Source organism: Actinoplanes sp. OR16, assembly GCF_004001265.1.
Taxonomy (GTDB): Bacteria; Actinomycetota; Actinomycetes; order Mycobacteriales; family Micromonosporaceae; genus Actinoplanes.
Genome location: NZ_AP019371.1, coordinates 555294 through 574945 on the forward strand (window position 1 = coordinate 555294; position 19652 = coordinate 574945).

14 protein-coding genes are annotated in these 19652 nt (G+C 71.5%); 3 read left to right on the top strand and 11 right to left on the bottom strand.

The window, feature by feature from the left end; all coding sequences use genetic code 11:
- Positions 1 to 15: 15 nt before the first annotated feature.
- Genes EP757_RS02510 through EP757_RS02520 form a run of 3 tightly spaced genes read right to left on the bottom strand, consistent with a single transcriptional unit; the run spans position 16 to position 3666 of the window.
- Positions 16 to 840, bottom strand: coding sequence for a carbohydrate ABC transporter permease (locus EP757_RS02510; protein WP_127542594.1), 825 nt, complete (start codon positions 838 to 840; stop codon positions 16 to 18).
- Positions 837 to 1706 carry a carbohydrate ABC transporter permease gene (locus tag EP757_RS02515; protein ID WP_127542595.1) on the bottom strand — a complete coding sequence of 290 codons (870 nt, stop codon included), beginning with the start codon at positions 1704 to 1706 and terminating at the stop codon, positions 837 to 839. Before EP757_RS02515 ends, EP757_RS02510 begins: the two co-directional genes overlap by 4 nt.
- Positions 1699 to 3666, bottom strand: a complete 1968-nt coding sequence (locus EP757_RS02520; RefSeq protein WP_127542596.1) for a beta-galactosidase — start codon at positions 3664 to 3666, stop codon at positions 1699 to 1701. Before EP757_RS02520 ends, EP757_RS02515 begins: the two co-directional genes overlap by 8 nt.
- 133 nt (positions 3667 to 3799) lie before the next feature.
- On the opposite strand from EP757_RS02520, the gene EP757_RS02525 reads away from it, so the two are divergent.
- Entirely contained in the window at positions 3800 to 4810 is a 1011-nt protein-coding gene (locus EP757_RS02525) for a LacI family DNA-binding transcriptional regulator (protein ID WP_127542597.1), read from the top strand.
- Between the two features lie 671 nt (positions 4811 to 5481).
- Here the strand turns inward: EP757_RS02525 and EP757_RS02530 are convergent.
- The gene (locus EP757_RS02530; RefSeq protein WP_127542598.1) at positions 5482 to 5766 is read right to left on the bottom strand and encodes a PLD nuclease N-terminal domain-containing protein; all 285 of its coding nucleotides are present in this window, start codon (positions 5764 to 5766) and stop codon (positions 5482 to 5484) included.
- A 67-nt stretch (positions 5767 to 5833) separates the two neighbouring features.
- Entirely contained in the window at positions 5834 to 6604 is a 771-nt protein-coding gene (locus tag EP757_RS02535; protein ID WP_127542599.1) for an SGNH/GDSL hydrolase family protein, read from the bottom strand.
- Positions 6605 to 6847: 243 nt separating this feature from the next.
- Here EP757_RS02535 and EP757_RS02540 point away from each other — a divergent pair, with 243 nt between their 5' ends.
- Positions 6848 to 7222 carry a hypothetical protein gene (locus EP757_RS02540; protein WP_174262328.1) on the top strand — a complete coding sequence of 125 codons (375 nt, stop codon included), beginning with the start codon at positions 6848 to 6850 and terminating at the stop codon, positions 7220 to 7222.
- 23 nt (positions 7223 to 7245) lie between these two features.
- Here EP757_RS02540 and EP757_RS02545 read toward each other — a convergent pair whose 3' ends face one another.
- The 3 genes from EP757_RS02545 to EP757_RS02555 all read right to left on the bottom strand — a co-directional run bounded on the left by EP757_RS02545 (position 7246) and on the right by EP757_RS02555 (position 12089).
- On the bottom strand, positions 7246 to 8862 hold the full coding sequence (locus tag EP757_RS02545; RefSeq protein WP_232050330.1) for a serine/threonine-protein kinase: 1617 nt from the start codon (positions 8860 to 8862) through the stop codon (positions 7246 to 7248).
- 187 nt (positions 8863 to 9049) lie between these two features.
- On the bottom strand, positions 9050 to 11089 hold the full coding sequence (locus EP757_RS02550) for a response regulator (protein ID WP_232050331.1): 2040 nt from the start codon (positions 11087 to 11089) through the stop codon (positions 9050 to 9052).
- Between the two features lie 61 nt (positions 11090 to 11150).
- Positions 11151 to 12089 (bottom strand): ribose-phosphate pyrophosphokinase, encoded by a 939-nt coding sequence (locus tag EP757_RS02555; protein ID WP_127542603.1) that lies wholly within the window; start codon positions 12087 to 12089, stop codon positions 11151 to 11153.
- A gap of 46 nt (positions 12090 to 12135) precedes the next feature.
- Between EP757_RS02555 and EP757_RS02560 the strand changes: the two genes are divergently transcribed.
- Positions 12136 to 12963 carry an ABC transporter ATP-binding protein gene (locus EP757_RS02560; RefSeq protein WP_127542604.1) on the top strand — a complete coding sequence of 276 codons (828 nt, stop codon included), beginning with the start codon at positions 12136 to 12138 and terminating at the stop codon, positions 12961 to 12963.
- Here the strand turns inward: EP757_RS02560 and EP757_RS02565 are convergent.
- From EP757_RS02565 to EP757_RS02575, 3 genes are read right to left on the bottom strand one after another with little or no spacing between them, the layout of a single operon-like run.
- The gene (locus EP757_RS02565; RefSeq protein ID WP_127542605.1) at positions 12947 to 13594 is read right to left on the bottom strand and encodes an ABC transporter ATP-binding protein; all 648 of its coding nucleotides are present in this window, start codon (positions 13592 to 13594) and stop codon (positions 12947 to 12949) included. The two genes, EP757_RS02560 and EP757_RS02565, sit on opposite strands and share 17 nt — an antisense overlap.
- A complete protein-coding gene (locus EP757_RS02570) occupies positions 13591 to 16575 on the bottom strand; it encodes an FtsX-like permease family protein (protein ID WP_127542606.1) in 2985 nt (994 codons plus the stop codon). Before EP757_RS02570 ends, EP757_RS02565 begins: the two co-directional genes overlap by 4 nt.
- Positions 16572 to 19652: an FtsX-like permease family protein gene (locus EP757_RS02575; protein ID WP_127542607.1), complete on the bottom strand. Its 3081-nt coding sequence runs from the start codon at positions 19650 to 19652 to the stop codon at positions 16572 to 16574. The genes EP757_RS02570 and EP757_RS02575 overlap by 4 nt, the downstream gene beginning before the upstream one ends.

Genomic DNA, 19652 nt, shown 5'->3' on the forward strand with positions numbered 1-19652 from the left:
GGGTGAGAGGGGGTCTTACTTGATGGCGCCGGAACCCAGTCCGTTGCGCCAGAAGCGCTGGAGAAGCAGGAATGCGATCACCAGCGGAATGATCGAGACGAGCGCGCCGGTCAGCACCAGCATCCGGAGCTCGGGGTGCTGGTTGACCTGGGTGTTCCAGGTGTAGAGACCGAGGGTCACCGGGAAGAGCCGTTCGTTGCCGAGCATGATCAGCGGCAGCAGGAAGTTGTTCCACACCGCGACGAAGTGGAACAGGAAGATCGTCACGAGGGCCGGGAACATCAGCTTCGTACTGACCGTGAAGAACGTGCGCACCTCGCCGGAGCCGTCCAGCCGGGCCGCTTCGAGCAGCTCGTCCGGCACGCTGGCGGTCGCGTAGATCCGGGCCAGGTAGACGCCGAACGGGTTCACCAGGCTGGGCAGGAAGACCGACCAGAAGGTGTTCGTCGCGTTGAACTGGCTGAAGATCAAGAAGAGCGGCAGGGCGAGCGCGGTGGCCGGCACCAGGACGCCGCTCAGCACCACGTTGAAGATCGCCTCCCGGCCCGGGAACCGGTACTTCGCCAGCGCGTATCCGCACATCGCCGCCAGGACGGTGCCGAGCAACGCCGCGCCGCCCGTGTAGACGATGCTGTTGCCGAGCCAGCGGAGGAAGACCCCGTCGCGGTACGCGAAGAGCTCCCGCAGGTTGTCGATCAGCTTGAAGTCGGCGAACCACAGTGGGTTCGTGCTGCTGAACTCGCCGCGCGACTTGGAGGCCGCGACCAGCAGCCACCAGATCGGAACCAGGAAGTAGAGGGTGCAGGCGCCCATGACCAGCATGGGAAGGCTCTTCTTCACTTGTCGCCTCCACGCTGGGTCACCTTGAGGAAGGCGAAGGAGAGCACGCAGGTGGCGAGCGCGAGGACCACCGAGAACGCCGCCGCCAGGTTGAAGTTCGGGATCGACGAGGTCGAGTAGACCGTCAGGTTCGGGGTGTAGGTGCTGGTCACCGCGGAGCTGAAGGTCCGGAACACGGCCGGCTCGGCGAGCAGCTGCAGCGTTCCGATGATGGAGAAGACGGTGGTCAGCACGATCGCCGGCATCACCAGCGGGATCTTGATGGACACCGCGGTACGGATCGCGCCGGCGCCGTCCAGCTTCGCCGCCTCGTACACCTCCTGCGGGATCGCCAGCAGCGAGGAGTAGATGATCAGCATGTTGTAGCCGACGTAGACCCAGGTCACGACGTTCGCCATGGCCCAGAGCACGAAGTCCGCACTCAAGAGGTCGACGGCGCTCGTCACCTGCTGGAAGGGCGACAGGTTCGGCGAGTAGAGGAAGCCCCACATGATCGCCGCGACCACGCCGGGGACCGCGTACGGGACGAAGAACGCCAGCCGGAAGAACCGCTTGCCGCGCACCAGGCCGGAATCGAGCAGCAGCGCCAGCACCAGGGCCAGACCGAGCATGACCGGCACCTGCACGACACCGAAGAGCAGCACCCTGCCGATCGACTCCCAGAACGGGCCGTCCTGCAGGACGCGGGCGTACTGGTCCAGGCCGCCGAAGACCTCGCGGGCCGGGCCGAAGGTGCCGGTGCGCTCGACCTTGTACAGCGACTGCTTGATCGCGTACAGGATCGGCGCCAGGTAGAAGGCCGCGAAGAGCAGGCCGAAGGGGAGGATGAAGAAGAGCAATGCTCCGATCGGCCGTTTCCTAGTCATTGCCCGCCTCCCTGATCACCGCTACATCGCCTGCTTTCAGTTCGGTGATCAACTTGCCGCTGACCAGGTCTTCTCCGGCGATCTGGACGCTCTGCGCGCTGTGGTTGACCACGAAGAGGTAGGAGCGGCCGTCCTTCGACCGCCGGACCACCTCGACGTCGCCGTTCGACTCCGGGCCGGCCGGCGTCACGCCGGCGCTCTCCACGGCGCTTCTCATCAGCTCGCGCAGACCGCGCCGGTCGAGCTGGGTGGCGGCGTACCAGGCGTTGCCGTTGCGCGTGATGGCGGGAACACCCGGCAGCGGGCCGTCGGTGTAGGTCGCGATCGTCTCAGCCGTCGTGGTGCGCAGGCGCTCGGTCCAGAGCGAGCCGGTCGCGCCGTTGCTGAGCGTGACCTCGTGGCCGGGCAGCAGCGGGGCGAACTCCTCGCCGTGGATGCCGAGCACGTCCTTGAACGCTCCCGGGTAGCCACCGAGCCGGATCCGGTCCCGCTCGTCGACGATGCCGGAGAAGAAGGTGACCAGGAGGCTGCCACCATTTCCGACATACTGGTTTATGTTCTCGGCCGCTTCATCACTGATCATGTAGAGGCACGGGATGACGACGAGCTTGTACTTCTCCACGTCCGCGCCCGGCGCGACGATGTCGACGGTGACGCCCAGCTCGCGCAGCGCCCGGTGGGCCCGGTGCACCTCGTCGAGGTAGGTGACCGCCTGCGACGGGCGGGCCTCACCCTCCGCCGACCACCAGGACTCCCAGCTGAAGACCAGCGCCACGTCCGACTCGACTTCGGTGCCGGCGACCTCGCCGATCCGGTCCAGGGTCTCGGAGAGCCGCAGCACCTCCCGCCAGGCGACGGTGTCCGTGCCGGCGTGCGGCAGCAGAGCCGAGTGGAACTTCTCGGCGCCCTGCGCCGACGCCCGCCACTGGAAGAAACAGAGTGAGTCGGCGCCGCGGGCCACGTGGGTGAGCGAGTTGCGCAGCATCTCGCCCGGCGCCTTCGTCAGGTTGTGCGGCTGCCAGTTGACCGCGCCGGCCGCCTGCTCCATGAGCATCCACGGCTTGCCGCCGGCCAGGCCCCGGGTCAGGTCGGCGGCGAAGGACAGCTCCGCGACCGGGTCGCCGAGGCGGTGGTCGAGGTAGTGGTCGTTCGCCACGACGTCCATCTCCGGCGCCCAGGACCAGTAGTCCAGGTTGCGGATGTGGGCGGTGACCATGAAGTTGGTGGTCGTCGGTATCGCCGAGTGACGGCGGATGATCTCCAGCTCGCCGCGGTAGTAGCCGAGCAGCTCGTCGGAGCTGAACCGGTGGAAGTCGATGATCTGGGCCGGGTTGCGCAGCGACAGCGCGAGCCGGGGCGTCTGGATCTCGGACCAGTCGCTGTAGCGCTGGCTCCAGAACGACGTGCCCCACGCCTCGTTCAGCGTCTCGATCTTCCGGTAGCGCTCGCGCAGCCAGCCGCGGAACGCCTCGGCGCTGACCTGGCAGTAGCAGAGCGCGTTGTGGCAGCCCAGCTCGTTCGACACGTGCCAGAGGGCCACCGCGGGGTGGCTGCCGTACCGCTGCGCCACCTGCTCGACCAGCGCGAACGCCTTCTCGCGGAAGACCGGCGAGCTCGGGCACCAGGCCTGGCGGCCGCCCGGGAAGCGGATCGTCCCGTCGGCGGCGGCCGGCAGGATCTCCGGGTGCAGGCTGCTGAGCCACGGCGGCGGGCTGCTCGTGCCGGTACCGAGGTTGACCCTGATGCCGTTCTCGTGCAGCAGGCCGATGACCTCGTCGAGGTCCTCGAAGTGGTACCGGCCGGGGCTCGGTTCCAGGTTCGACCAGCCGAAGATGTTGACGGCCACCAGGTCGACGCCGGCCTCGCGCATCAGCGCGACATCCTCGCGCCAGACGCCGGGCGACCACTGCTCCGGGTTGTAATCACAGCCGAGGCTGATCCCGGGTATCCGCTTGAACATAAAACTCCTGGTCACAGGTGTGTGCACGTGCACACATTTCCGTGGACCTAAGGGTCCGTTACGGATGTGTGAACGTGCACACAGTAGGACTGGCCTGGCACTCGGTCAATAGCTGCGGCGCTACATTGATCGCATGCGGCCACCGAAGCGCGCCACGGTCCACGACATCGCTGCGGCAGCCGGTGTCTCCCGAGGCACCGTGAGCCGCGTGCTGAACGGCGGATACGTCTCCGCCGAGGCACGCGCCGCGATCGAGGCCGCCATCCTCGAGGTCGGCTACGTGCCGAACAACGCCGCTCGTACGCTGAAGATGCGCCGCTCGCAGGCGGTCGCCTTCGTCGCGCTGGAGCCGCATTCGCTCTTCCTCGACGACCCGAACATCGGCTCGATCATGCTCGGCGCCAACGCCGCGCTCTCCCTCGCCGACCACCAGATGGTCAGCCTGGTGGTGGAGTCCGCGCGCGACACCGAGCGGGTCGCCCGGTACCTCAGCGGAGGCTTCGTCGACGGCGCCATCGTCGTGTCGGCCCGCACCCGCGATCCGATCATCAAGGTAATCGCCGGACTGGGCCTACCAGCGGCTTTCGTTGGTCATCCACCCGATCTGAGCGACAGCATCCCGTTCGTCGGGATAGACAACATCGACTCCGCCCGCTCGATCACGTCCCGCCTGGCCGCCGGCGGCCGCCGCCGCATCGGCATGATCGCGGCGGCGCTGGACCGGGACTCCGGGATAGACCGGCTGACAGGCTTCAAGACCGCACTCGGTACGGCCTTCGACTCCACGCTGGTAGCGGACGTCCCGCACTACGACTACGGTTCCGGCGTCAAGGGGATGCGGCTCCTGCTCGAACGCGAACCGGCCATCGACGGCGTCTTCGCCGCATCCGACGCCATCGCCGCGGGCGCCCTCGAAGCCCTGCGCGAAGCCGGCCGCAGCGTACCCGGCGACGTCGGCGTGGTCGGCTTCGACGACAGCACGTGGGCGGTCCGCTGCCAGCCTCAGTTGTCGACGGTGCATCAGCCGGCGACGGAGCTGGGCACGGTGGCGGCGCAACTGGTGCTACGCCAGCTCCGTGGCGAACACGTCGAGCAGGGTGGCCAGCTGCTCCCGACCCCGATCGTCTGGCGCGACTCGGCCTGAGCCCGTCCGCGGGTTTCTGCCGCCCACGTCAACCGATGGCTGGGGTCGGGTATCCGGCTGAGGTCGGCTATCCGGCTGAGGTCGACTATCCGGCTGAGGTCGACTATCCGGCTGAGGTCGACTATCCGGCTGAGGTCGACTATCCGGCTGAGGTCGACTATCCGGCTGAGGTCGACTATCCGGCTGAGGTCGACTATCCGGCTGCGGGTGAGTGCCGGGCCGGGGCCGGATTGCCAGGCGAGGGGGTTCGGCACCGGGCCGTAGCGCCGCTTCCGGGCCGCCGTGGGTCAGGCCGCTGAGGCGGGCGCCGCGCACCTGAGGCCGTTGCGCGACCAGCGGCCACGTGCGGGGAGTCGGCTGTGACCCATGGCTGCCTCAACCGCCCGCCGACAGCAACCAGTCACAGCCGAACCGGGTGGCTGTGACCCATGGCTGCCTCAACCGCCTGCTGGCAGCAACCAGCCACAGCCGAACCAACGCGGCTGTGACCCATGGCTGCCTCAACCGCCCACCCACAGCAACCAGCCACAGCCGAACCAGGTGGCTGTGACCCATGGCTGCCTGGACCGCCTGCTGGCAGCAACCAGCCACAGCTGAACCGGGTGGCTGTGACTCATGGCTGCCTGGACCGCCTGCTGGCAGCAACCAGTCACAGCCGGGCGGTGGGGACTTCAGCGGTTGCGGAGGGTGGCGGCCAAGTGCTGGACGAAGGCGGGATCGTCCTCGGGGCCGATCGGGGTGAGGGCCGCGGGGGCGTGCGTGTCCTGAGGGGATGTGACCTTGCCGGCTCGGAACCAGGCGATCGGGCCCGCTACCGGGCAGAGCAGGATCAGGATCGTCCAGGCACCGCGGGGGAACGAGCGCAGCCTCGCGCGGTCGGTCAGCAGGCAGTCGATCAGGGCTACCGCGCTGAGCGCGACGACGACGAGGAAGAGCAGCGTGTTCAGGCGGGCCATGGGGTGAGATCCTGGCGGCCTCCGGGAGCCGTGGCCGGTCCCCGGAGGTTGTCCACGGGTTGCGCTTCTAGCCGGCGCTTCCGGAGAACGCCGGCAGGTAGCCGTACGAATAGCCGTTGGTGTTGGGGTGGTAGGAATTCTGCGGCGGGATCACGGTGAGCCCGTTGAGGTACGGCCGTGACGAGCACACGCCGTGGCCGGTGAATTCGTCGCGCACCTCGGAATAGACGAATCCGGCGGCCTCGGCGCGGTTTTTGATCATTTCGTCGAGGGCCGTCGCGCCGCTGTTCAGCGATTTACGCTTGGCGATGCTCATCTCGCAGAGCACCGACGTCGTGTCGAAGATCAGCGGGTACGACAGCACCACCACCCGTGCGCCCGGCGCCTTGGCCTTGATCGCGCCGTAGGCCGCGTCGAGTTTGGCCGGCAGGGTGTTCGCGACGTACGCCTTGCCCGACTCGACCTTGGCGGCGCACGCCGAGTCGCTGGATGTCAGGCAGGTGAGGACGGTCGGCGCGAAGCCGGCGTCGTTGCCGCCGATCGTGATGCTGACCAGGTCGGCGCCGCTGTTCATGGCCGGCGCCTGGGTCTTGACGATGTCGTCGGTGACGGCGCCGCCGCAGGCCAGGAACTGGAAGGTCGAGGGCGAGTTCTGCGCGGCCCACTTCGCCGCGTAGCTGTTGTTGCTGCGCAGGCACGTGCCGGACTGGCCGGGCGCGCCGACGCCGGATGAGTAGGAGTCGCCGAGGGCGACGTAGTCGACGGACGCCGCCTGGGCGGGAGCGGCGAGGGCGAGGCTCAGCAGGGATGAAGTGACGAGGACGGTCATCAATCTCATCGATGGCCTCCAATATCCGCGTGGGGATTCAGGGGCCCGAAGCGCTTCGGTTACCGAACAGTAAGTCAAGGCTTCGGGAAAAGGAATCCAGTGACATTCGTGTTACAAGGTAGTAACATGCGTCGATGTGACCAGGGGTTATGGCCGCGGGTGATGTTACGTGCGCCGTGCGTGATTCCGCGTACAGCGGCGGTCGGGCCGATCTTCAGCGTGTCTTCAGATCTGCGGGCTACGGTTTTGTTCATGGAAGAGAACCGGGCCCGCCGCATGGTCCAGACACTGCGGGACCGCAACGTCTTCGCTCATGTCCGGCTGCCGCGTGCGGGCGGCTCGGGATACGGCATCCGGGTGGTCCTCCCGGACGGCCGCGAGGCGGAGTGGGAGGCCGGCGCTGCCGGGCTGCAGGCACAGGTGATGCGCAACGGCGTGCTCGTCGGGTTCGTCGAGTCGATTCCCGGCTCCGACCTGTTCACCGAGCAGCAGATGATCGATGCGATAGCGGTGACCGATTATGACCGCCCGATCGGCCGTTCCGAGCCCACGCCGAACAGACGTCCGGTGCCGCCCCCTCCGCCGCCGAGCCTGGCCGACCGGCTGCGGTCCGGCTTCCGCCCCTGAGGAAGGCACCGGCAGAGAAGACCTCACCATGCGAACGGGCGGCCCTTCGTCGTGTTCGTCGCCGTCCGGCCGTCGCCGCGGACGTAGCGGAAGGTCATCACCACGGCGTACTGACGGCCGCGCCGCGGCTCGGCGACGAGCGGCCCGCACTCCTGCGTCATCGACCGGCGGCCGAACGACAGGTCGTCGCAGGTGCGGGGGCCGGCGACGGTACGACCGGTGCGCGCGTCCTGCAACGCCACCTCGATGCGGCCACGACCACCGGCCGGCGCGGTGAGGGCGGCCTGGAACTGGATGTCGCTGCCCAGCTGGTGACACGGGCGCGGGCCGAGCGGCGTGCGCGTGCGCAGATCGAAGACGAGCCGCGGCGAGCACTGCCAGCGCCCCTGGGCCTTCCCCTCCGGCAGCGGGATCAGTGCCCCTCCGCGGGGCCTGCTCGCTTGACGGGACGGCGATGCGGGCGGGCGCTTCACCCGTACCCCCGCCGTGGTCCTGGAATCGGCATGCGCGACGCCCCTCGCGGCCTTGGCCACCCGCGGAGATCGGGAGGGCGCCGGCTTCGAGGCAGCCGGCGAAGCGGCCGGCGATGAAACGGCGGGAGAAGCCGCAGGAGGCGCCACGATCATCGCGGGCGCGTCCCCGGCACGGCTCATGTGCCAGGCCGTCGTCGCGACACCCGAGGCCAGCATGGTCCCGGCGGCCACCGACGCGACGGCGAAGGCGCCCCGGCGGGACCAGCGGTTCGGCGGCGCGGCGTTGTTCGGGACGCGGCGGCGCGGGGCGGGCAGGCGCGGCACGGGCGCCGGATGGAACTCGATCGAGTCGTCCTCGGGCGGGCTGCCGGGACGGGACAGCGCCGGGGCGTCACTCAGATTGCGGGCGAGGAATCCCAGATCGGTGACGAGATCGGTGGCGCTGGGGCGATGCCGCGGCTTGACCGCCAGGCACATCGTGATGATCCGCCAGAGCGGGTCGGGGATGCCCGGGCGGCGTTCCGGCTGACCCTCGGCGTGCAGGCGCATGAGCTCGGGTATCGAGTCGCTGCGGTACGGCGGATGCCCGTTGACCAGCTCGTAGAGCAGCACCCCGAGCGCGTAGACGTCGGTGGCCGGGCTCGGCGTGACGCCGTGGAACGCCTCGGGCGCCATGTAGTGCGGGGTGCCGACGACGGCGTTCGGCGTGGTCATGCTCGGCAGGTTCAGTATCCGGGCGATGCCGAAGTCGGTGAGCCGGACCTCCGACGCGTCGCTGAGCAGGATGTTGTCCGGCTTCAGATCGCGGTGGATGATCCCCAGGTCGTGCGCCTCGGCGAGCGCCGAGGCCACCTGGCCGGCGAGCCGGACCGCCTCCCCCGGCGCCACGGTTCCGCGCCGGTGCAGGTGGTCGCGGAGATTGCCGCCGGCCACCAGGTCCATCACGAGACCGAGGGTCTCCCCCACGCTGAACAGGTCACGGACCCGGACGACGTGGCGATGCCGGAGCATCTGCAGGATCGTCCGCTCCTGGACGAACCGGGTGACCAGGCGCGGCTGCCGCAGCAGGCTGTCGTGCAACAGCTTGATCGCGACCGGCTCGCCGGTGGAACGGTCCTCGCCGCGCCAGACGGTGCCGGTCGCCCCCTGCCCGATAGGTCTGACCAAAACGTAAGATTTCCCGACACACCGCCCGGCCAGTGGCACGTCCGAGCCGCTCCCCGTGGGATCCTCTCCGGGGTCGTTCGTCACTCCGGGTCCTTCCGCAGACGGCAATGCCCCGGAATGATGCGATTTGACCGGAGAGTATGGCAAGCCTTGCCGCAGCGTTTTGCACCCTAAGGGCGGATTCTCGTCACTGCGGCGGCGGGGCCTCGTTCTGACGGATGGGCTGCGGACCACACAGCGACCGGATCGCCCCGAGCAGCGTCGAGCGGGTGAACGGCTTCTCCAGCAGCATGCTGTTGTCGTCCAGGTGCAGCTGCGGCCCGAGCGACGCCGCCGAATAGCCGGACATGTAGAGCACCGGCAGGTCCGGCTGGTGGGTGCGCAGCGCGCTGGCGAGCTCCGGGCCGGTCATCGTCGGCATCACCACGTCCGTGATCAGCAGGTCCGGCCGCGCGCCGGACGCTACCTGGGTGACCGCCGTGAGCGCGTCGGTGGCGACCGCGATCTCGTAGCCGGCCGGCGCGATGAGCCGCTGCACGAGCTGCGCCACGTCCGGCTGGTCCTCGACGATCAGGACCCGGCCGATCACCGCCTGCTTGGTCCGGCCCTCCCCCTCGGCCTGCTTGCGCTCCTCGGCGGCCGGCAGGTAGATGTGCACCGTCGTGCCCATCCGCGGCTGCGACTCCAGCTCGATGTGGCCGCCCAGATTGGTCACGATGCCGGCCGTGGTGGCCAGGCCCAGGCCGGCCGCGGTCGGGCGGGTCGTGAAGAACGGTTCCAGGGCCCGCTTGCGGACCTCCTCCTCCATGCCGGTGCCGGTGTCCGTGACGATCAGGTGCACCAGCTTGCCGGCCGGGGCGCCCTCGGTCGCGAACTGGCCGGGCTCGATCACCTCGTTCGTGGCGGTGACCCGGACCATGCCGCCGTGCAGCATCGCGTCCCGGGCGTTCGCGGCCAGGTTCACCAGCGCCTGCTCCAGCGGGCCGCGCTCGGCCTTGACCGGCCACACGTCCGGGCCGAACGTCAGGTCCAGGCCGATCCGCTCACCGAGCGTCCGGCTGAACAGCGACTGCACGTCGGTGAGCAGGTCCGGGATCGGGATGACCTCGGGCCGGTTGCCCTCGCTGCGGCCGAACGCGAGCAGCTGGTGGGTGAGCGTGCGCCCGGTGGCGACCGCGTCCAGGATGTCCTGCGCCAGCTGGTGGGGCTGCGAGCCCTCCTCGGTGCCGGTCAGGATCATGTCCGCCGAGCCGGCGACCACGGTCATCAGGTTGTTGAAGTCGTGCGAGAGGCCGCCGATCAGCTGGCCCAGGCTGTCCAGCCGGCGCAGGTGGTCGAGCTGGCGCTTGAGGCCGCGGGCGTCGATGTGGTCGGTCGTGTCGGTGATCATGCAGAGCACGCCGGCGAACTCGCCGTGATCGTCGCGGACCGGCATCATGCTGATCCGCACGCTGCGCCGGGAGCCGTCGGCCCGCATCAGCCGGGTGGCGCCGACCGTGGAGCGGCCGGTCTTGCACTCGGCGATCCGGCGGTCCAGCTCCTTCTGCCCGACGTTGTCGAGGAAGCCGCGCAGCGAGACGCCGATCAGCTCGGCGCGGGGCATGCCGAGGACCACGCCGATCGGCTCGTTGGCGTACGTCGCCACGCCGTCCGGGTCGAGCTGGAGCACGCCCTCCGGGATCGTCTCGAGGACCCGGTGGTACCGCTCCTCGGCGGCCTTCAGCCGTTCCTGGGCACGGGCCGCCGAGACCGCGAGCGACACCTCGCCGGCGATGTCCCGGGCCAGCTCCACCTCGGGCGTGGAGTAGAACGCGTCGGCGGTGTGCCGGGTCAGGATCAGGAATCCGGCGTACGTGTTGTCGACGATCACCGGGCAGAGGACCGCCGCCGTGATCCCGTCCTCGGGGTGCCCGAGCGCCGCCGCCGGGTCACCGGCCAGCACGATCGGGCGGCGGCTCGCGGCCAGGGTGGTGGAGAACTCGTCGTCCGGCGTGTCACCGGCCCGGTCCAGGGAACGGGCGAGCGTGCGGGACCGCTCGTCGTCGAGGTGGTGGTAGGAGATCTCCTCGTACCGGCCGTCGTCGCGGAGCAGTTGGACGCCCGCGCCGTCACCGATCATGTCGGCGGCGGCGCGGGCGGCCGTGGAGCTGACCTCGGCCGGATTGGCCCCGGCTCGGCTGAGAGCGAGGGCGAGGTCGGCGAGCGCGTACCGGAGGGGGTAAGCCATGACACCCATGTGGGTCATGATTCGCGTTTGACCAGGGTCGCGCGGGCGAAACGGGCAAATCTCAGCCGAAAAGCGCACTCACCGATTCGCCGTTGTGGATCCGGCGCATCGCCTCGGCCAGGGCCGGGGCCACGGACAGGATGGTCAGCTTGTCGGTACGGTTCGCCGGCGGGATCGGCACCGTGTTGGTGCAGACGATCTCCTCGATCTCCTTCTCCGCGGAGAGCCGCTGCACCGCGTCGGCGGCGAAGAGCCCGTGCGTGCAGGCCACCCGTACGCTCCGGACGTTGCGCTCGCGGAGCCGGGCCAGCAACTCGAAGACCGTGCTGCCCTTGGCGATCTCGTCGTCCAGGACGATGACATCACGGTCGGCGACCTCACCGATCACCGAGCTGATCACCACTTTGTCGTCGGCGTACCGCTGCTTCGCGCCCGCCGCCACCTCGATGCCGAGCATCCGGGCGAACGCCGCGGCCTCCTTGGCGTTGCCGAGGTCGGGGGACACCACCACCGCGTTGCTGAGGTCGTACGCCCGGAAGTGATCGGCCAGCTCGCGCAGCGCGTGCAGGTGGTCGACCGGGATCTTGAAGAAGCCGTGCACCTGCGGCGAATGCAGGGTCATGGCCAGCACCCGGTCGGCGCCGGCGGTGGTGAGGAGGTCGGCCACGAGACGGCCGCCTATCGAGATGCGCGGCTCGTCCTTCTTGTCGCTGCGGGCGTACGCGTAATGGGGCAGGACCACGGTGATCCGGCCGGCCGACGCGCCACGGGCTGCGTCGATCATGAAGAGCAGCTCGGCGAGATGCTCCTGGGTCGGCGGGGAGAGCGGCTGGATCAGGAACACGTCCCGTTCCCGGCAGTTGCCCTGCAGCTGTACCTCGATGCAGTCGTTGGCGAACCGGGAGATCCGGGTCGGCATGAGCGGCACGGCGAGGTGCTCGCAGATCTCGGCGGCCAGTTCAGGATGAGCGGATCCGGTGAAGACGGCGATGTCGCGCACGGGGACACCCTATTCATAGTGGCGCTCGTTGATTAGTTTGGGCTTCATGAACGGACTGGCCGTGGCCTGCCGCCGGGTGGTGCACATCTACCGCGCCGAAGCCGGTGACGTCGTGGCCCTGGCCGGCGTGGATCTCTCGATCGCTCCCGGTGAGACACTCGCCCTGGTCGGGCCGTCCGGCTCCGGCAAGTCGACGCTGATCGCACTGCTCGCCGGATTGATGCGCCCCTCCGCCGGCCGGATCAACGTCGGCACCTACGATATGGGCAAACTCTCCGACGGCGAGATCTCCCGGCTGCGCGGCACCGAGATCGGCGTGGTGCTGCAGGGTGCGGCACGGAACCTTCTGCCGTACGCGTCGCTGCACCGCAACATCTGGCTGGCTCAGAGACGGGCCGCCCACACCCGGGGGATCCAGCTCGACGACCCCGATCGCATCCTGGACCTGGTCGGACTCCCCGGTCAGGGCCGCCGCCGTCTCGCCGATCTGACACCGGGCGGCCGGCAGCGGGCGGCCCTCGCGGTCGGCATCGCGGCCGGTCCGGGCCTGCTCCTCGTCGACGAGCCGACCAGCCGCCTGGACACCGCCGGCCGGGACGAGGTGCTCGACGCCCTCGAGACGGTGAACACCGAACGGCACACCACGATCGTGGTGGTCACCCACGACAACGAGGTGGGCGCGCGGCTGGGCCGGGCCGTGACGATCCGGGACGGCCGGGTCGGCGCGGAGGGCCGGGACGGGCAGGACTTCGCGGTGGTGGCCGGCGACGGGACCGTGCAGCTGCCGCCGGACGTGCTCGGCTCCTACCCGCCCGGGACGCTCTTCACGGTCCAGAACGTCGACGGTGAAGTGACACTCATTCCCGGAAGCTGAGGACGCCGTCGGCGAGGTGCACCTCACGGTCACAGGCCGCCGCCGTCTCCGGGTCGTGGGTGGCCAGGACGACGGCCACACCCCGGGCCGCCTCGGCCCGCAGCAGCTCGATCACCTTCTGCCGGTTCGCCGCGTCCAGCTCGCTGGTCACCTCGTCGGCGAGCAGCACCTCGCCGCGCAGCGCCAGTCCCCGGGCGATCGCGGTGCGCTGCTGCTGACCGCCGGAGAGCTCGTCGATGAGCTGGTCGGCCTGGCCGGAGAGGCCGAGCGCCTCCAGTGACTCGGCGGTGCGCCGCCGGGCGTCGGCCGGGGTGCCACCGGTGGCGATCACCGCGACCGAGATGTTCTCGGCGGCGGTGAGGATCGCGGCGAGGCCGTTCTCCTGCGGGATCAGCACGACACCCCGGCCGACTGCCCGGTCGCGGTCGCCGAGCGGCGTCCCGTCGGCGGTCACCGAGCCGGACAGCGGGGTGAGCATCCCGGCCATCGCGCTGAGCAGGGTGGTCTTCCCGGCGCCGGACGTACCGGTGACGGCGAGCAGCTCACCGGGGTGGGCCGTCACCGTCACTCCGGTCAGCACCGGGGCGCCGCCGTACCCGAGATCCGCCGCCTCGACCGCCAACGTGGTCATGCCATCCCCTTCTCGGTTCGCTTCTTCAAGTCCCTGCCGCCGGCCACCGCCACCACCACGTTGACCAGCAGAACCACGCCGGCGACCGCCAGCAGCACCGGCAGCCGCGGCAGGTCCGGCATCGGCAGGTCCGGCGGGGTGAGCCCGGCCAGCGGCAGCGCCCAGCCGGTCAGCTGCCACGCCGCCGCCCCGACCAGCAGGCCCACCACCACGGCGAACCCGACCAGCACCGGATAGGTCCAGAGCGTCGCCCGGCCGGCCACCCGCGCCGGCAGGCCCTGAGCCCGCAGCGCCGAGAGATCACCGGCCCGCCGGTCCCGGTCCACCGCGATGGTCAGCACCAGCGCGCCCGCCCCGAGCAGCGTGGCGAGCACCGCGGCCAGGATGTGGAAGGTGAGCGCGAGCGCCGGGCCCTGCCGGTCCAGCCGGTCCCGGACCTGTGCCGCGCCGGTGTCGCTGATCACCACGAGCCCCTGGTCACCGAGGCGCTGCAGCACGTCGGCGGGGGCGTTCCGGCCGAGCCACACCTGCGGGGACTGGGCGGCGTAGCCATCCACCGCCAGGCGGTCGGCGAGATCCAGATCCACCAGTACGGCGTTCCGCCCGGCCCGGGGGACGACCGGCAGATCGGCGACCGGGGTGATCGGGATCGGGTCGCCACCGACGCTGGTGATCACGTTGCCCGGCGGTCCGGCGCCGGCCCGGGCGAGTGGCAGCGGCCTCGGGGTGGCCGGCGGGCGGATCCAGGCGGTCCCGGAGGGCGCGGCCCTGACGTTCGCGTTGATGATCATGGAGTCCTGCAGGGTGACGCGGGCGTTCTGCGCGGCCCACCAGTCACCCTCCAGCCGGATCCCGTTGAGGTTCGTGATCTCCACCCGGCCGGTCGTCTCGGTCGCCTTGCCGAGACCGGACACCCCGATGCCGTTGATCCAGCAGCCCTTCTCGCAGAGCGACAGCGGCTGCCGGTAGGTCGCCCGCCCGTTACGCAGCACCCCGACCTCGACCAGCGCCTCGCCGAGCCCCTTCTGCGAGGACACCGCGATGGCGAACCTCAGCCGCCGATCCGGGGCGATCTCCGTGAGCGTCACATCGGCGACGATCTCCGAGCCACGGAAGGAGGGCCGCTCGGGCGCCTCGGCCAGCAGACTCCCGGCCACCGCCTCGGGGGACGGCCCCTGCGCGGTCCACGACGTCACCGCTGCCAGACGTTCGGCATCAACGGCCAGTCCCGGTACGCCGGAACTCCCGCCGCTCGGCAGCTCCGTCACGGCCATCGCGAACCGCCCGTCCGGGTCGGCCGCGCGGACCGCGTCGAGCAGGCGGCGCCGGGGGACGGGCTCGACCGTCAGCACCCGGTCGGCGCCGGTGCCGAGCCGGGCCTCCATCTCCCGGCCCTGAGCGGCCGTGTCCACGGCGCAGGTCGCGTACCCGGCGACCGCCGCGGCCGCCGCGAGCAGCGCGAAGAGCCGGCCCGCGCCGGGACGGCGGGACAGCTGGAGACCGGCCAGGCCGGCGCCGAGCCGGCCGCGGTGCAGGGCGCGGCCGGCGTACCGGCTTACCAGCGGCAGCACGGCCCGCGCGGCGAGCAGGGCCAGCGCCAGCATGATCAGGGCCGGGGCGAACATGCCGAGGCCGTCGAGCGAGCCGTCGGAGAGGTACAGCTGCACGCCCGCGACCAGGGCCAGGACCAGCACGACCGCCTCGATCACCGGGATCGTGCGCCGGTCGCGGACGGTCCGCTGGAGAAGCGCCGAGACCGGGCTCAGCAGCGGCCCGCGCTGGGCCAGCAGGGCGGCGGCCAGGGCGATCAGGGTGGCCGCCGGGGCATAGCGCAGCGAGGCGAGGGTGGGCGTGGCTCCGGCGCCGGGGAAGACGCTCGCCGCCACCGCGTTCACCAGCAGCTGCCCGGCGACGCACCCGGCCACGGCGCCGGCCAGCACCGCGGCGAGGCTCTCCCCGGTCGCCAGCCACCAGCGGGTCCACCAGCGGGCGCCGCGCAGCGCGACCACGGCTATCTCGTCGCGCCGGCCCTCGGCGCCGTGCCCCACGGTCAGATAGATGCTGAAGCAGGCCAGCAGCACGAGAGGGACGGCCAGCACCGGTACGAGGAGCCGCGCCTCCGCCCGCCCGCTCTCGATCCTCTCGAACAGTCGCGGGATGCCGGTGTCCAGGTTGAGGCCGGGCACCGCCTCCGTGACGCTCTCCAGCGCGGCCAGGTCGGCCCGGACCGCGTCCAGCCGGTCGATGCCGAGCGTCCCGGGATCGGCGATGCCGTCGATCGCCTCCATCGACGTGGTCCGCTGGACGGCGGCGAGCGTGGTCTTGGTGGTGAACACCGGCTCGCCGGGCCCGATGAACGGCCCGCTGATGAAGTAGCCGTGCGTTCCCCAGTAGATCTCCGACGGGTCGGGCACCCGGTAGGTGCCGACGACCGTGTAGGTCTTCGCCTCGGCGTCACCGACCCAGGTGGCCGGCTTGGTGTCGCCCTTGACCTTCGCGGCCCGCAACTGGATCTCGTCGCCCGGTTTCAGCTCCAGCCGCCGGGCGCTGGCCTCGCCGAGCAGCACGTCGCCCTCGCCGGCGGTGCACCGCCCGGCGACGATCACCAGGTGCTCGCAGACGCCCTGGCGGAACACCACCCGGGAGGCGTAGAGGGTGGTCGGCTCGATCCCGACCGCCGGCATCTCCTCGGAGTAGACGTAGGAGAAACCGGTCATGGCGTCCAGCGCGGCCCCGGCCGAGCCGATGTCGACGGTCTCCCCGGTCTGCGCGGCGGCCGCGGCGTCGTTCACGGCCCGCAGCTGCAGCCGCAGCTCGTCGACGTCGGCGGTCGCGACCTGCCCCTGCGCTACGGCACGTTCCACGGCCAGCAGGAACGCCGGGGCGGCGACCGCCGACGCGACGGCGAGCATCGCCAGCACGGCGAGGGTGACGGCCTGGCCGCGCCGCGACCAGATCATCGCCAGGATCACGGTGATCATCGGCCACGCCCGTTCTCGCCGCCCGGCATGTCGCCTCTGCCCGACGTGTCGCTGACACCGGACTCGTCGGCGCCGCGCCGCTGGGTGCGGGTGCTTCCGGATCGGCGCAGGCTGTTCGCCAGGGGGAAGACCGCGAAGAAGGCGGGCAGGCCGAGCACCAGCAGAGCGGCGACCGTGGCGAGGGCGAGCGCGGCCGGGGTCAGCGGATCCGGCGGTGGCAGCACCTGCCAGCCGTCGGCGAACGGCGGCGCCGCGTCACCGGCCAGCGGGACGGCCAGCAGCGCGGCCAGGGCACCGGCGACGAGACCCGCCACGAGCAGGGCGGCCGTACCGGCGTAGCTGGTCGAGACGGCGATCCGCACCGACAGGCCCTGTGCTCGCAGGCCGCGCAGCTGCGCACCCAGCGACCGGTTGTCCACGGTGGCCGCCACCGCGATCGTCGCGGCCGCGAGCAGCAGCACGGCCAGCGCGTTGAGCAGCGCGAACCGGGCCACGGCTGCCGGGCCCTGCGCGCCGAGCCACTCGGTGCGGCTGGTCACCGTCTGGTCACCGATCACGGTGAGACCGGCCCCGGCGAGATCGGACCGGGTCAGGTCCGCGATCAGGCCCGGCCGGGCGCCGGTGGCGAGCCACACCTGGAACTCGCCGCCCGCGTCGGTCTCGGCGGCGATCCGGCGCAGCGAGTCCAGGTCGGCGAGGACACCGTCCTGTCCGACGGCCGGCAGGCCGGAGACGATCCCGGCGTACCGCACCGGCACCGCGGGCCCGTAGGACTTGAGCATCCGGTCGTCGTAGCGCCACGGGTCCGGCGCCGGTCCGGCCAGCACGATCGGCACCGGCATCGCGGTGTCGGCCGAGTAGACGGCGGTGCCGATCAGCTTCAGGCCGGTGGTGTTCTCGTCGGCGGACATCCGCAGCGCGCCGCCGCCGGTCGCGATGTTGAGGTTCGCCCCGTCGGTGCCGGGACGCCAGCGGGCCACGTCGCCGAGGACCGCCGCGTCCACCTGGGTCAGGCTCCGCACGGTCACCGCCGAGCCGGTCGGTGGCGGCTTGAGCCGGCCGGTGCGCTCCGGCGGCTGGGTGATCTCCCAGCGGACCAACCGGCAGCCGGGCGCCGCCGCACACTCCGGGGTGTTCGCGCTGACCTGCTGCTCCCCCGCTTCCAGCGTGCCGAACCGGGCGGCCACCCGGGCGCCGGTGCCCTCGTGCTGCAGCACCAGGGTGAGCAGCAGCGGCACCCGGCCCTCCCGGCGGACGCCGGCGGTCAGCCGGTCCTTCGTGACCACCTGGGCCTCGCCGGCCGGCCGCAGCAGCGCGACCGGGCCGTACTCCGGGCGCCAGCGGGCCACCGCGGCGAGCCGGGCGGTGTCCACTTCGAGGATCTCCAGGTCGTCGTCGTTGCGGTTGCGGACCACTGGCATCGCCTCCCGGCCGCCCGGATCGGCGCGGCGGACCGCCTGCAGCAGCACGGTCCGGTTCGGCGCGTCCACGGTGAGCACCCGGGTCGCGCCCAGTTCCGCGGCGCTGCGCTCGGCGCGGGCCACCCGGTCCGCCTGCCACCCCCCGCCCGCCGTCACGAAGAGCGCCACCGCGACCACGACCAGGGCGAACACCCGGTCGGCGCCGGGCGCGCGGGCGAACTGGAGACCGGCCATGCCGGCCCGCAGCCGGCCGGCCTTGAGCGCGGCAGCCCCGGCCTGCCCGGCGATCCGGCGCAGCAGGCGGGCGACCAGCAGGCCGAGCGCGAGCGCGACGAGCGCCGGCGCGACCGCCGCGAGACCACTGTCACCGGCACCGCTGCGGGCCTGGTAGATCGCGGCGCCGGCGATCACCAGGAGCAGCACGTCGGCGAGGGCGGACCGCCAGTCACCCCGGCCGGGCAGGGCCCGCTGCAGCAGCGCCGCGACCGGCCGGCCGAGCGTCACGGCCTCGACGGTGGCGAGCACGACGAGGCTGCCGAGCACCACCGCGGCGACCGCCACGGCGCTCTGGGCCAGCGCGGTCTCCCGGTCCGGCGCGATCCGTACCGATCCGGCCAGCAACCGGGCCAGCAGGTAGCCGGCCGGCATGCCGGCCGCGGCGCCGATCAGCAGCGGCACGAGATGCTGCCCCCAGGCCAGCCGCAGCATCCGGAACCGGCTGACGCCGCGCAGCTTGAGCAGCGCGGTGTCGGCCCGGCGGTCCCGCAGCGTGTACCAGCCGGCCAGGCCGACGGCGAACCAGGTGAGGATCAGGGTCTGCACGCTCGCCGACCGGACGCCGCTCAGGATCGTGGCCCGGTCCCGGGCGATCGTCTCGAGCAGCGGCCGGACGCTCGTCTGCATCCGGAACCGGGAGGCGGTGAGCTGGGTGTCGAGGGTGGTGAGCACCCCGGCCAGGTCGTAGCCGCCGTCGCCGCGGAGCAGTCCGGCGGGCAGCTCCACGTCGTACACCATCGAGGTGTTCCACAGCGGCCGCTCCTGGAACGTCTCCAGGACGGTGAACGCGGGATCGATGCCGGTCTGGGTACGGAACATCTCGCCGGCCCAGTACGCGCTGGTGATGCCGGTCAGGGCGTAGAGCGAGACCACCCGCAGCACGAGCGGCCGGTTGGTGACCGAGCTGGTCAGCGAGATCCGGTCGCCGGCCTTCACGCCGAGCCGCTGCGCCGCCTCCTGGCTGATCGCCGCCTCACCCTTGCGGGCGGGGCACGGGCCGTCGAGGCGCACGTTCGCGCAGAAGCCTTCCCGGTACGCGGTGGCCATGGCCGTGGTGGCCGCGCCCTCCCGCACGCTCAGCGGGACCGTGACCCCGACGACCGGCTCGCCGAACTCGGCCGGCAGTCTGCTCCGCACGTCGCCGGCGAAGCGGGTGAAGGCCTCCTCGGCCAGCCCCTGGGTGTCGGCGCCGGCCCGCACCGAGACCATCTTCTCGACGGCCCGCGCCGCGCCCAGGTCGGCGGCGGCGGCCCGGCCGGCGGCGGCGAACGCGTACCACGGGCCGGCCACGGCCACCGCCGTCGCCAGGGCGGCGAGCAGCAGGATCGTCAGCACCTGCGCGGTGCGGGCCCGGACCGCGCCGAGGACGAGCATGAACAT

Bases quoted from the DNA above. Each gene is read 5' to 3' on its own strand.
- EP757_RS02515 (WP_127542595.1), bottom strand. From the start codon at position 1,706: ATGACTAGGAAACGGCCGATCGGAGCATTGCTCTTCTTCATCCTCCCC.
- EP757_RS02520 (WP_127542596.1), bottom strand. From the start codon at position 3,666: ATGTTCAAGCGGATACCCGGGATCAGCCTCGGCTGTGATTACAACCCG.
- EP757_RS02525 (WP_127542597.1), top strand. From the start codon at position 3,800: ATGCGGCCACCGAAGCGCGCCACGGTCCACGACATCGCTGCGGCAGCC.
- EP757_RS02530 (WP_127542598.1), bottom strand. From the start codon at position 5,766: ATGGCCCGCCTGAACACGCTGCTCTTCCTCGTCGTCGTCGCGCTCAGC.
- EP757_RS02535 (WP_127542599.1), bottom strand. From the start codon at position 6,604: ATGAGATTGATGACCGTCCTCGTCACTTCATCCCTGCTGAGCCTCGCC.
- EP757_RS02540 (WP_174262328.1), top strand. From the start codon at position 6,848: ATGGAAGAGAACCGGGCCCGCCGCATGGTCCAGACACTGCGGGACCGC.
- EP757_RS02550 (WP_232050331.1), bottom strand. From the start codon at position 11,089: ATGGCTTACCCCCTCCGGTACGCGCTCGCCGACCTCGCCCTCGCTCTC.
- EP757_RS02560 (WP_127542604.1), top strand. From the start codon at position 12,136: ATGAACGGACTGGCCGTGGCCTGCCGCCGGGTGGTGCACATCTACCGC.
- EP757_RS02565 (WP_127542605.1), bottom strand. From the start codon at position 13,594: ATGACCACGTTGGCGGTCGAGGCGGCGGATCTCGGGTACGGCGGCGCC.
- EP757_RS02570 (WP_127542606.1), bottom strand. From the start codon at position 16,575: ATGATCACCGTGATCCTGGCGATGATCTGGTCGCGGCGCGGCCAGGCC.
- EP757_RS02575 (WP_127542607.1), bottom strand. From the start codon at position 19,652: ATGTTCATGCTCGTCCTCGGCGCGGTCCGGGCCCGCACCGCGCAGGTG.